This is a genomic window from Fusobacterium perfoetens, assembly GCF_021531595.1.
Taxonomy (GTDB): Bacteria; Fusobacteriota; Fusobacteriia; order Fusobacteriales; family Fusobacteriaceae; genus Fusobacterium_B.
This window is the reverse complement of sequence record NZ_JADYUD010000010.1, coordinates 39,427-51,315: the sequence shown is the minus strand read 5'-3', so window position 1 is coordinate 51,315 and position 11,889 is coordinate 39,427. Positions and strand designations below refer to the sequence as shown.

The following is an 11,889-nucleotide window of genomic DNA, read 5'->3' as shown; positions in this document are numbered from 1 at the left end:
ATTTATTTCATGCCAGTTCTTATTATAAAATATTTTCTAATTTTTATTTCGCTGTTAATGCAGCCATTGTTATATAATTATATGGTTGATTAAAATGTGGAAGGAATAAAATATCTAAAAGTTTTAATTTATCAATTGTCACTCCTTCTTGAATAGCTAGTGAGAACATATGAATTCCCATAGAAATATCTTCTTTTGAAGCCATTTGAGCTCCTAATATTTTTCTAGTATCAAAATCATAAACTATTCTTATTTTTACAGGATTATTTTTCTTAATAAATGCAGGCTTCTGAAGGTCTTCATAATCTGTTGCAACAGCATTCATACCTAATAATTTTGCTTTTTTCAAAGTTAAACCTGTTGAAACCATATTAAGACCATAGATAGAAATCCCATTAGATCCCTGTACACCTTCTGATTCTATTTCTGTACCACAAATATTATGAGCTGCTACAACCCCTGAACGAACTGCATTTGTTGCAAGAGCTATATAGTTTGTCTCATGAATAGAATTGTCAAATACTGTTGCACAATCTCCTATTGCATAAACATCTTTAATACTTGTTTCTTGTTTCAAGTCAACTTTATATGCTCCATTTTTATATAGTTCAAGTTTATCTTTTCCAAGAGCATTATTAGGTTTAAATCCTATTGCAAGAATTACCATATCTGACTTATATGTTCCTTTATCTGTAACAACTTCTTCTACTTTTCCATTTCCTTTTATTTCCTTTACTAGCTGTCCAAATTGAAGATTTATATTATGAGATTTTAAATTATTCTTCATCATTTCTGTAAATTCTTCATCATAATAATTTGGTAGACAAGTTTCAGCTGAATCTATAAGAGTTACTTTTTTTCCATGACGCTCAAAAGCTTCTGCAAGTTCTACTCCTATATATCCTGCTCCTACTACTGTTATATTTTCTATTTCTTTATGCTTTAATTTTTCAATTACTGAAGCTGCATCTTGATATAACTTTACAAATTGAACATTTTCTAAATCTTTACCTGGAATATTTGGAACTATTGGAAGAGAACCTGTAGCTAAAATAATTTTATCATAAGTTTCCTCTATATGCTTTCCTTCTTTTGTTACTGCATACACTATTTTATTATCAAAATCTATTTTCTCAATGTCAGTTTCCATATGGATTACTGCACCTTTAGCTTCTAATTTTTCCTTTGAAGAATAAAAAAGTCCCTCTGGTCCATCTATTTGATTTCCTATCCATAATGCCATTCCACACCCTAAAAAACTAATATTAGAATTTCTATCAAAAACAACTACTTCATTCCCTTTATAATTGTCAAGAATTGTGTTAATTGCAGCTGTTCCTGCGTGATTTGCCCCTACAACTACTATTTTACTCATAACTTTCTTTACCTCCTATTTCTTTATACTTTAATTATATACTAAAACACTATTTTATACAATGATTTTTAAATTTTTTTATTCTTAATATTTAGACTGAATTTATCTATAAAAAGACTATTAATAAAATATTTTTAAAAATATATTTGACATTCAAAATATTTTATGATATTATTAATTCAAGATTAATTTCTATTTCAAGGCAAGTGGTGATGAACAGCCTTGATTCCTACCCTAAACTTTAAAAAATAACAGAAAAAGCCGGCTTTCTTTGCAGAGTGAAAGGACGGCTTTTTCTGTTTAAAAATTTTTGACTTTTTCCTTAAAACCACTATAATAAAATAGAACATATATTAAAAATAAAAGGTAGTGATTTTATGACTAAAAAAAACTATGGATATGGCTCTTATTTTGAAAATGGAAAATTTTATGATAAAAGCGGAAATGAAATTAAAGATATAAAACTTTTTTATACAGAGCATAAAAAAATGTATTTAAAAAATAGTAAAAATAATATTAAGAAAAAATATGGTTATGGAGGAGACGGAAGTTATGAAAGAAATGAAAATATAAAAATAAATGATCTTGATGAAAATGATTTTCCTGAAAACTTATAAAATATAATATACAAAAGGGCTTATGAAACTTATCTTTCATAGCCCTTTATTAATTACTTATTTTTTAAAAAATTTTCTTTTCTTATTTTTATAATATATTCTGCCACCTGCATCATTTTTTCTATATTTCTTTCAAAAAAATATTTATAACTTTCACAAAATCTATTTTCAAGTAATCCATCTTCTACTATCTCTTTATGTCTTCTACATCCACCACGACATATTCTGAAATATCTGCACACTCTGCATTTTTTATCCACAGCAAGTGATGAATTTAAGAAAGCCATTTCCTTATCACTTTTAAATAGTTCTATGAAACTACTGTCATTTATATTTCCTACCTTATATTCATCAAGAACATAGAAATCACAAGGATACATACTTCCATCAGACTCAAGAACAGCATTCATATTGCAGTGTCCAACCATATCACAAGCTTCTGGTTCTTCACCTAAAAGGATTTTTATATAGTTATCAAAATGTCTTACACTTATCCTTTTTCCTGACATAATATCCTCATACCAAAGATTAAAAGTTTCATCTAAAAATTTTCCATAATCTGAAGCTGTAAGAGTATAGTCTTTTTCTTCTGAGTAGCTTAAACTGTCAAGACATGGTATAAATTGATAATACCTGAATCCATTATTTCTTAAAAAATTATATACAAGTTTTCCATTTTGAGCAGTAAGCTTATTTACTACACATAAAATGTTAAAATCTACATCTGCTTTCTTAAGCATTTTAGTAGCTTTTAATACTTTTGAAAAAGTTCCTTCTCCCTTGCTGTCTATTCTGAATGTGTCATGTATATCTTTATTTCCATCTAAAGAAAGACCTATCAAATAATTATATTTTTTAAATAATTCCAGCCACTTTTTATTAAGAAGTGTTCCATTTGTCTGAAGTGAAAAGTTTACAATAATATTTTTGGTATTATACTTCTCAACTAATTTATGAAATTTTTCAAAGTATTCCAATCCTGCTGCTGTAGGTTCTCCCCCTTGAAAAGCAAAATTTGCTGAATATTCTACATCTTCAAAAACTTTTTTGACCATATTTTCTAAAGTTCTATCATTCATAATTCCATAATTTTTTACTTCTCTGTTATCAGCTACATCATAATAAAAACAATATCTGCAACGAAGATTACAAGTACTTGACGCTGGCTTTATTAAAAGATTTAAATTTCTCATTATGCCCCCTAATTATACTTCTTTTTTACTGCTTATCTTTTATAATATCATCATTTTATCTATTTTCCAAGTCCAGTCAGAAAAATAAAAATTTATTTTAAAAATATATTAAATAAATTTGACTTTCATTTTATTTTGTAATACTCTTAAATCATAAATTATATCATTTAAGAGGTGACAGACATGTTTACAAAAGATATATACATTGAAAGAAGAAAAATATTAAAAGAAAAAGTTAAAAGTGGAATTATTCTAATATGTGGAAATGATCTTTCTCCTATGAATTGTGAAGACAATACTTATCCTTTTATGCAAGATTCTACATTCCTTTATTACTTTGGCCTTAATAGAGAAAATCTTTTTGGTCTAATTGACATTGATAATAACAAAGAATATATTTTTGGAAACGAACTTACTATGGATGAAATTATATGGATGGGACCTCAAATCACTCTTAAGGAACAGTGTAAAACTGTTGGAATAACAGAACTAAAATGCTTAAAAGAGCTTCCTGAATTTATTTCAAATGCACAGAAAAATAAAAAAACAATACATTATATTCCTCAATATAGACATAGCATTATGATAAAAATGGCTGATTGGTTAAATATTTCTCCTAACGATATTAATAAATATGTTTCTCAAGATTTATGTTTTGCTGTTGCTGATCAAAGAAATATAAAATCTGATGAAGAAATAAAGGAAATTGAAAAAGCTGTAAATGTTACTAGAAAAATGCATCTTACTGCTATGGAATATATTAAACCAGGAATGATGGAATACGAAATAGCTGCTCTTCTTGAAAATGTAGCAAAAAGTCAAAATTGTGGTCTATCTTTTCCAACTATCTGCAGTATAAATGGACAAACACTTCACAATCATTATCATGGAAATAAAATAAAAGAAGGAGATCTTTTACTTATTGATGCTGGTGCAAGACTTGAAAATGGATATTGTGGAGATATGACAACAACTCATCCTGTTTCAGGAAAATTCTCTGAAAAACAAAGAGATATTTATAATCTTTTAATTGCCATGTTTGATAAGGCTGAAGAATTAATAAAACCAGGAATAACTTATATGGATGTACATCTTGCTGTCTGCAAAGTACTTGCTGAAGGAATGATTTCAAGAGGAATATTAAAAGGAAATGCCGATGAAATTGTTAGGGAAGGTGTTCATGCTCTTTTCATGCCTCATGGACTTGGACATATGATGGGACTTGATGTTCATGATATGGAAAATATAGGAGAGCCTATTGTTGGTTATAATGGAAAAGAAAAAAGCACACAATTTGGTTTAAGTTCTTTGAGATTAGGAAGAATTTTAGAACCTGGATTTGTTTTTACTGTTGAACCTGGAATATATTTTATTCCTGAACTTATTTCTAAATGGAAATCTGAAAATAAATTTACTGAATTTATTAACTATGATATTCTTGAAAGTTATCTTGACTTTGGTGGAATGAGATACGAAGGAGATTATCTTGTAACTGAAGATGGAAACAGAAGACTTGGAGATTCTATGCCTAAATACGCTGATGAAATTGAAAAAGTAAGAGCAAAAGCTTTCTCAAAATAATATAAAAATTTATTGACAAAATAAAAAAATTGTTATATTATAATTGAGCATAAAGCAAATTGCCTGGATGGCGGAACAGGTAGACGCACGGGACTTAAAATCCCGTGGTACTTAGTACCGTGCCGGTTCGATTCCGGCTCTAGGCACCATTTGAAAATATTATTTTAGAAGCTATTTTCTAAAATATATAAATAGAAAAAGCAGAGAAAAATCTCTGCTTTTTATTTTTTCAAATTTAGTTTTAAAATCTTCATAAAATAATTTTGTGCTTCCTGAAAATCTTTTTCATTTGGATGAGGCTTTGCATCTTCTATTCTTTGAAGTCTTTCAGGAGTTAAAGGATGAATTAGTTTTAAAGGAAATTTTCCCATTTTTTCAACAAGTTTAGGATCTATTTTCCCTCTACATAGAAATTCTCCAAAAAGAGTATTATTTTCATTACATAATGCTGAGACTCTTTCTCTTACGGTTCTACCGTGATCTGAAGCTGGATCTGCCCCAAGAGTTCCAAAATATGCAACTTTTTTTCCTGATAACTTTTTAATAAATTCTCTTGTTCTCTTGTCAGCAGTTCCTTTATCAACCCAAAAACCAATGATTATTCTATCATATTCATTATAGTTTACACTATTAATTTCATTCAGAGAAATTATTGCTTTTTCTCCGTCTACTATTTCATAAATTTTTTCTGCTACCTTTTTTGTATTTCCTGTTAAAGAAGAATAAGTAACTAATGTTTTTTGTAACATTTTACCTCCTGTTTAAATTTATTTATTATCATTAATCATTTGTTCTGTAATACATGCTGTAATACTATTTCCCCAAAATACTCCATCTAATGTATATTCCATCATTTTATCATTTAACTTTATTAACCCTTCTTTTTCAAATCTCTTAAGTAAATTTAAAATATTTTCATAAGAATTACCTGATAATTCTTTTATTTCATCTAGTTTTACAGTCTTATACTGTAAAATTCCTGATAATTTTTTTACTCTCATTTTTAGTTCATTATCATAAGCATAAAAAGATATAAGTTTATTCAAATGGAAAAATTCATAGTTTTCTATTCTTCCTCCTGCTCCTATACCTATAGCTATAAGATCTGAAAAAGAATTTACATTTCTTATATATTTATATTTATCTTTTCCATTTGTAATTTTTGTATGCTCAAGAACAGAATATCCTCTTGAAAGAGCTATTTCAAGAAATTTATCATGAAGCTCTTTATCTCTTACAAGATTATATTTAAATACAACTTTATTCTCTTCTCTGTCTTTTGAAATCTGTGATCCTTCTTGAATCATAAGTGAATAAAAACTTATACTGTCTACTCCAAGTTCACATGCTGTTTCTGCATCATTTATAATTTCTTCATCTGTCTGATCAGGATAATTATATATTATATCTATACATATAAGACCTTTGAACTTTTTTCTTATATCTTTTATTTTAGATACAATATATTCTTTATCATATGTTCTGTTCAAAAGTTTTCTTCCTCTATCAGAAAAAGTTTGTATTCCTATGCTTATTCTATTAACTCCATATTTTTCCATAATCTCTAATTTTTCCCATGTAAGATTATGGAGAGTTGTTTCAAAAGTAAATTCACAATCTTCACTAATATTAAAATTTTCTTTTAGAGACAAAAGAATTTTTTCAAGCTGATGAGCTTTATATATAGTTGGTGTTCCTCCACCAAAAAATATAGTTGTTATCTTTTTTTCTTTTATATATTTTTTCTCTCCATATTTTTTAAATTCTTTACATAAAAACTCTGTGTAATCATCAAGATCATTATCTATCTGTTTTCTGTTCATATTGCAAAAAGAACAAATTTTATCACAGTAAGGAGTATGAACATATATTCCTCCCTCTTCTGATTCTGGCTTTCCTTTTAAAACTTTATTAAAAGTAAAAGGTGTTACAATTTTTCTTTTCATCATTTTTTCAATGACATTTTTCACATCATGGTGTGATTTATATCTTATTTTAAACATTTTCTTTCCCTTCTATATTGATTTTTTATTTTGGAGTAAATACAAACTCCTTATTAAAATAAACTTTTATTCCTTTACCATTATATTTAATAGGTTTAAATTTCCATTTTTTCAATGCAGAAATTACCTCTTTATCAAATCCAAATTTATTATGAGATTTTAAAATTTTTATATCTTCTACATCTCCTTCAAGATTCACTAGAAATTTAACTTCAACTTTTACAATTTGATTATATCTTGCAATTTCTGCTTGTCTTGGATAAGAAGGATCTATTTGATGTATAATTTCAAAATTTATACCTTTTGATGATACAGCTGTATAAGTTCCATCAGAATTAAGAGTAAAATTTCCATTTTCTGCAAGATTATTTTCTTTAACCTTTTCATCTTTTTTCGTTTTTATATCTTTTTTCTCTTGAAAATCAGATTTATTATTTTGCTTTTGCTTTTTAACTTCATTTTTCTTATTTTGACTTATCTTACTTTTAATTTCTGGCTCAGAAATTTTCTCTTTTTTCTTTTCTATTTCTTTTGGAGCAGATTCTGTATAAACTTTTTCAGAAGATTCCTTTTTCATTTTCATTCCATCTATTCTTTCATGAACACTTACAGTATTATAAGAAATAGGAATCTTACTTTTTTTTAAATTATCTGGCATTCCCAATGTTTTAGTTCTATCCATATTAAAGAAAAAAATTCCATGTAGAATAAAGGCTATTATAAAATATTTCATCATTTTCCTCAGCCCCTATTCATAAAAATTTATTCCTAAATTTTCTACACCTTGTTCTTTTACTTTAGTTATTGTATCCATAATTATTTGGTATTTTAAATTTTTATCTCCTGTTATTGAAACTTCTTTTATTCCTGCTAAATGATTTCCTAAATCTTCTATTTTTATAGGATATGTCTTTTCATCTTTTATAATAAAATAGTTTTGATTTTTATCTATTACAATTTCTATTTTAGATTCTTTACTTTCAGCTGTAACATTGGAAGTAGGAACATCTATTTCTATTTTTCCATATTTATTAAAGGTTGTTGATACCATAAAAAATATTAGAAGAAGAAAGACTACATCTATAAGAGGAGTTAAGTCCAATGACATTATATTTCTTTTTTTCCTGTATCTTCCCATTTTTTTCTCCTATTTTTGTCTTATGATATTTATTATGTTAGTAGTTACTTTATCTATATTTTCTTCTATTTCTTCTATCTTTTTATTTAAAAGATTATATACTACTATAGCTGGAATAGCTATTGAAAGTCCTGCTGCTGTTGTAAGAAGTGCTTTTGAAATTCCATCAGCAACAAGAGAAGGATCTCCTGCACCAAAAGTTGAAAGATTTCTAAAAGCATCAATCATTCCAGTTACTGTTCCAAGAAGTCCAATCATTGGAGCTATATAACCTATGATTGCAAGAAGATGAAGTCTTTTTTCTAAAGGTCCTATCTCCTCCATTCCTATTTCTTTTACAAGCTGATCAAAATGATGAAAATCCCCATTTTTATCGCATCTTGTAAGAAAACATTTCACAGTATCTCCTACTGTATTTTTTTCCCTCATGCAAATTTCAACTGCTCTTCCCATATCGTTAGAAGAAACTGACATAATAATATTAGATTTAAAGTCTTTACTAAGACCTCTTTCTCTTTTAAAGAAGAAAACAACCCTTTCTATAATAATAGCCGTAGAAGCTATTGAAAGACCAAATAAAATCCACATTAATGGTCCACCTACTTTTAAATAATACATCATTTTTTATTAACCCCCGTTTTTTAAAAATTAAATTTTTATTTTAATGTGCGAAGTTTCATAATATGAAAAGACACACTAATAAAAATAACTACAAAAAATATTCTTAAATATAAATTTTCAGTTTTCAATGTTGATATGCTCAAACTAACTGTAAGAAAAATAAAAGCATTTATTTTATTTTTCAGTGTTATTCCTCTTCTTTCTTGATAATCTTTTATATATTTCCCAAATAATTTATTATTTAAAATAAAATAATGCCATTTTTGAGATGATTTACTAAATAAATAAGCACTTAATAAAATAAAAGGTGTTGTTGGAAGAATTGGTGTTATTATCCCTATAATTCCAAAAGTTAAAAAAATAAAACCAAATAATATTAAAATATTTTTTTTCAGCACAAAGACCTCCTGTGTAGCATTTCAGAGGTATGATACTCTAAAATTAAAAATATGTCAATAGCAAAAAATTAAAATAAAAAATATTTTGACAAGCAAATTAAAATGTGATATAAAATTAGCAGAGTTTCAAGATAACAAACATCAATTTTTAGTAAAATCTATTCCTAATCATTTCAAAAGAAAAACAGAGATAATAAATTTCTCTGTTTTTCTTTTTTAATAAATATTAGATTTTTAATAATTTTATAAATATTCTCATTTAAATATCAGAAAGAATTATAAATTTATATCTAATATTATTTAATAAAATCCCAATTTGTGATATAATTCTTCGTATAGACTTATACGGGAGAGTATGAAAATGAAGAATGCAAAATACAGAATATATGGAAATATTTTATATTATTTACTTAAATTTATTTTTCTTACTTTAGATGTGAAAATACTAGGAGCAGAAAATAAAATTGACGGGAAAAAAAGTTATGTCTGTGGAATGTGGCATAATAAACTTCTTGTAATTCTTCTATGTCTTAAATCTCTGAAAAAAAGAGCTGGACTTGCAAGCCCTTCAAAAGATGGAGAACTTATATCTGTTCCTCTTGAAAAAATGGGATACAAAATGGTAAGAGGTTCTTCTGGAAAAGAATCAGTAAAAAGCCTTGTACAAATTATAAAACTTGTGAAAAATGAAGGATATAGCCTGGGAACTCCTCTTGATGGGCCAAAAGGTCCTGTTTATGAAGTAAAACCAGGAATGATATATGCTGCTCAAAAATCAGGGAAACAATTAGTTCTTGTTGGAGGAGCATACAGCAAAAAATGGATTTTTTCTAAAACATGGGATAAATTCCAACTTCCTAAACCTTTTTCAAAAGTTATATGTGTTGTAGGTGAACCTATTGATGTTCCAAATGATGCAGATCCTAAAGAATACAGTAAAATAATAAAAGAAAAACTTATGGAACTTGAAAGACAAGCAGAAGAAGAAATATTAAAATTAAAATAATAAGTTTAAAAATTACCGAGGGGGAAATATATGACAAAAAACTTTTATGTAACAACACCGATATATTATGTTAATGGAGATCCACATGTAGGAAGTGCATACACTACAATAGCTGCAGATGTAATTGCAAGATACAAAAAAACTATGGGATATGATGTTTATTTTCTTACAGGAACAGATGAACATGGTCAAAAAGTAGAGGAAACTGCTAAAGCAAAAGGAATGACTCCTCAACAATGGACAGATTCTATGGCTCCAAGATTCATGGAAATGTGGAAAAAATTAAATATAAAAAATGATGACTTTATAAGAACAACAGAAGAAAGACATAAAAAAGCTGTAGCAAAAATCTTAAAAACTGTTTGGGAAAAAGGAGATATATATAAAGGAGAATACGAAGGAAAATATTGTGTTTCTTGTGAAACTTTTGTTCCTGAAAACCAAGTTGTAAATGGAAACTGCTGTCCTGACTGTGGAAAAGAATTAAGAATGGTTAAAGAAGAATCTTATTTCTTTAGAATGTCTAAATACCAAGATGCTCTTTTAAAACACATAGATGAACATCCTGACTTTATTCTTCCTCGTTCAAGAAGAAATGAAGTAATCTCATTTATTAAACAAGGACTTCAAGACTTATCTATTTCAAGAAATACATTTGAATGGGGAATTCCTATTGAATTCGCTCCTGGTCATATTACTTATGTATGGTTTGATGCTCTTACAAACTATATTACAGCTGTTGGGTATGAAAATAATGCTGAAGAATTTGCAAAAAGATGGACAAATGGTGAAGTAGTTCATCTGTTAGGAAAAGATATTGTAAGATTCCATGCTATAATTTGGCCTTGTATGCTTCTATCTGCAGGAGTAAAACTTCCTGATAAAATAGTTGCACACGGATGGTGGACTTCTGAAGGAGAAAAAATGTCAAAATCTAAAGGAAATGTTGTTGCACCTCTTGAAGAAGTTGCAAAATATGGACTTGATGCTTTCAGATATTATCTTCTAAGAGAAGTTACTTTTGGAAACGACGGAGACTATTCTACAAAAGGGGTTATAACAAGAATCAATTCTGATCTTGCAAACGATCTTGGAAACCTTTTAAACAGAACTCTTGGAATGTATAAAAAATATTTTGGAGACGAAATTGTAAAAGGTGGAGTATACGAAGAAATTGACAATGAAATAAAAACACTATTTACAGAAACTCTTGCTTCTGTTGATGATGCAATGTCAAGACTTGAATTTTCAAGAGCATTAGAATTTATTTGGAAATTTATTTCAAGAATGAATAAATATATTGATGAAACTATGCCTTGGATTTTAGTAAAAGATGAAAGTAAAAAAGAAAGACTTGCTACTGTAATGAATATGTTAGTTGAATCTCTATATAAAATAGCTGTGCTTGTATCTCCATACATGCCTGAATCAGCTCAAAAAATATGGAATCAATTAGGATTTAATGAAGATATTGAAAAAGCTCTTATTGAAAATGTAAGAAACTGGGATATAATTCCTGCTGGACATAAGCTTGGAGAAGCAACACCTATTTTCCCAAGAATAGAAGTCCAAAAAGAAGTAAAAGAAAAAAATCCTGTAAATAAAGATTTAAAAATTGAAAATCCTATTTCAATAGATGAATTTGGAAAAGTTGATATAAGAGTAGTTGAACTTTTAGAAGCTGATAGAGTTAAAGGTTCTGATAAACTTTTAAAATTTAAAGTTAATGATGGAAAAAATATAAGACAAATAGTATCAGGAATTGCAAAATACTATCCAAATCCTGAAGAACTTGTTGGGAAAAAAGTTTTAGCTGTAGTAAACTTAAATCCTGTAACTTTAATGGGAGAACTATCACAGGGAATGCTTTTAAGTTCTGAAGAAAAGAAAAGAATAAAACTTGTTGAAATAGACAGTTCAGTAAAAGTTGGATCAAAAATAAAATAAGATTTTAATT

12 protein-coding genes and 1 tRNA gene are annotated in these 11,889 nt (G+C 27.5%); 5 read left to right on the top strand and 8 right to left on the bottom strand.

Translation table 11 applies throughout. The features are described 5' to 3' along the window. Positions 1–43: 43 nt before the first annotated feature. Positions 44–1,375, bottom strand: a complete 1,332-nt coding sequence (gene nox, locus I6E17_RS07080) for a H2O-forming NADH oxidase (RefSeq protein ID WP_235236384.1) — start codon at positions 1,373–1,375, stop codon at positions 44–46. A gap of 377 nt (positions 1,376–1,752) precedes the next feature. On the opposite strand from nox, the gene I6E17_RS07075 reads away from it, so the two are divergent. Further along, positions 1,753–1,992, top strand: a complete 240-nt coding sequence (locus I6E17_RS07075; RefSeq protein ID WP_235236382.1) for a hypothetical protein — start codon at positions 1,753–1,755, stop codon at positions 1,990–1,992. Positions 1,993–2,045: 53 nt separating this feature from the next. Here I6E17_RS07075 and I6E17_RS07070 read toward each other — a convergent pair whose 3' ends face one another. Continuing rightward, positions 2,046–3,185 (bottom strand): anaerobic sulfatase maturase, encoded by a 1,140-nt coding sequence (locus tag I6E17_RS07070; protein WP_235236380.1) that lies wholly within the window; start codon positions 3,183–3,185, stop codon positions 2,046–2,048. Positions 3,186–3,368: 183 nt separating this feature from the next. Here I6E17_RS07070 and I6E17_RS07065 point away from each other — a divergent pair, with 183 nt between their 5' ends. After that, the gene (locus I6E17_RS07065; RefSeq protein WP_235236378.1) at positions 3,369–4,766 is read left to right on the top strand and encodes an aminopeptidase P family protein; all 1,398 of its coding nucleotides are present in this window, start codon (positions 3,369–3,371) and stop codon (positions 4,764–4,766) included. A gap of 61 nt (positions 4,767–4,827) precedes the next feature. Next, positions 4,828–4,915: transfer RNA gene (locus I6E17_RS07060), tRNA-Leu, on the top strand. A 72-nt stretch (positions 4,916–4,987) separates the two neighbouring features. Here the strand turns inward: I6E17_RS07060 and I6E17_RS07055 are convergent. From I6E17_RS07055 to I6E17_RS07030, 6 genes are read right to left on the bottom strand one after another with little or no spacing between them, the layout of a single operon-like run. Next, entirely contained in the window at positions 4,988–5,515 is a 528-nt protein-coding gene (locus tag I6E17_RS07055; RefSeq protein ID WP_235236376.1) for a flavodoxin family protein, read from the bottom strand. Between the two features lie 18 nt (positions 5,516–5,533). Continuing rightward, positions 5,534–6,769 carry a coproporphyrinogen-III oxidase family protein gene (locus tag I6E17_RS07050; RefSeq protein ID WP_235236374.1) on the bottom strand — a complete coding sequence of 412 codons (1,236 nt, stop codon included), beginning with the start codon at positions 6,767–6,769 and terminating at the stop codon, positions 5,534–5,536. Between the two features lie 25 nt (positions 6,770–6,794). Beyond that, positions 6,795–7,505, bottom strand: a complete 711-nt coding sequence (locus tag I6E17_RS07045) for an energy transducer TonB (RefSeq protein WP_235236372.1) — start codon at positions 7,503–7,505, stop codon at positions 6,795–6,797. 12 nt (positions 7,506–7,517) lie between these two features. After that, positions 7,518–7,907: an ExbD/TolR family protein gene (locus I6E17_RS07040; RefSeq protein ID WP_235236370.1), complete on the bottom strand. Its 390-nt coding sequence runs from the start codon at positions 7,905–7,907 to the stop codon at positions 7,518–7,520. Between the two features lie 9 nt (positions 7,908–7,916). Then, complete coding sequence (locus tag I6E17_RS07035; RefSeq protein ID WP_235236368.1) at positions 7,917–8,528, bottom strand: MotA/TolQ/ExbB proton channel family protein; 612 nt, start codon at positions 8,526–8,528, stop codon at positions 7,917–7,919. 35 nt (positions 8,529–8,563) lie between these two features. Then, entirely contained in the window at positions 8,564–8,926 is a 363-nt protein-coding gene (locus I6E17_RS07030; RefSeq protein ID WP_235236367.1) for a YbaN family protein, read from the bottom strand. A gap of 355 nt (positions 8,927–9,281) precedes the next feature. Here I6E17_RS07030 and I6E17_RS07025 point away from each other — a divergent pair, with 355 nt between their 5' ends. Next, positions 9,282–9,932 carry a lysophospholipid acyltransferase family protein gene (locus I6E17_RS07025; protein WP_235236366.1) on the top strand — a complete coding sequence of 217 codons (651 nt, stop codon included), beginning with the start codon at positions 9,282–9,284 and terminating at the stop codon, positions 9,930–9,932. 30 nt (positions 9,933–9,962) lie between these two features. Continuing rightward, on the top strand, positions 9,963–11,879 hold the full coding sequence (gene metG, locus I6E17_RS07020; protein WP_235236365.1) for a methionine--tRNA ligase: 1,917 nt from the start codon (positions 9,963–9,965) through the stop codon (positions 11,877–11,879). Positions 11,880–11,889 lie beyond the last annotated feature (10 nt).

Bases quoted from the DNA above. Each gene is read 5' to 3' on its own strand.
- I6E17_RS07070 (WP_235236380.1), bottom strand. From the start codon at position 3,185: ATGAGAAATTTAAATCTTTTAATAAAGCCAGCGTCAAGTACTTGTAAT.
- I6E17_RS07035 (WP_235236368.1), bottom strand. From the start codon at position 8,528: ATGATGTATTATTTAAAAGTAGGTGGACCATTAATGTGGATTTTATTT.
- I6E17_RS07075 (WP_235236382.1), top strand. From the start codon at position 1,753: ATGACTAAAAAAAACTATGGATATGGCTCTTATTTTGAAAATGGAAAA.
- I6E17_RS07065 (WP_235236378.1), top strand. From the start codon at position 3,369: ATGTTTACAAAAGATATATACATTGAAAGAAGAAAAATATTAAAAGAA.
- I6E17_RS07025 (WP_235236366.1), top strand. From the start codon at position 9,282: ATGAAAATGAAGAATGCAAAATACAGAATATATGGAAATATTTTATAT.
- I6E17_RS07055 (WP_235236376.1), bottom strand. From the start codon at position 5,515: ATGTTACAAAAAACATTAGTTACTTATTCTTCTTTAACAGGAAATACA.
- metG (WP_235236365.1), top strand. From the start codon at position 9,963: ATGACAAAAAACTTTTATGTAACAACACCGATATATTATGTTAATGGA.
- I6E17_RS07050 (WP_235236374.1), bottom strand. From the start codon at position 6,769: ATGTTTAAAATAAGATATAAATCACACCATGATGTGAAAAATGTCATT.
- nox (WP_235236384.1), bottom strand. From the start codon at position 1,375: ATGAGTAAAATAGTAGTTGTAGGGGCAAATCACGCAGGAACAGCTGCA.
- I6E17_RS07040 (WP_235236370.1), bottom strand. From the start codon at position 7,907: ATGGGAAGATACAGGAAAAAAAGAAATATAATGTCATTGGACTTAACT.
- I6E17_RS07045 (WP_235236372.1), bottom strand. From the start codon at position 7,505: ATGATGAAATATTTTATAATAGCCTTTATTCTACATGGAATTTTTTTC.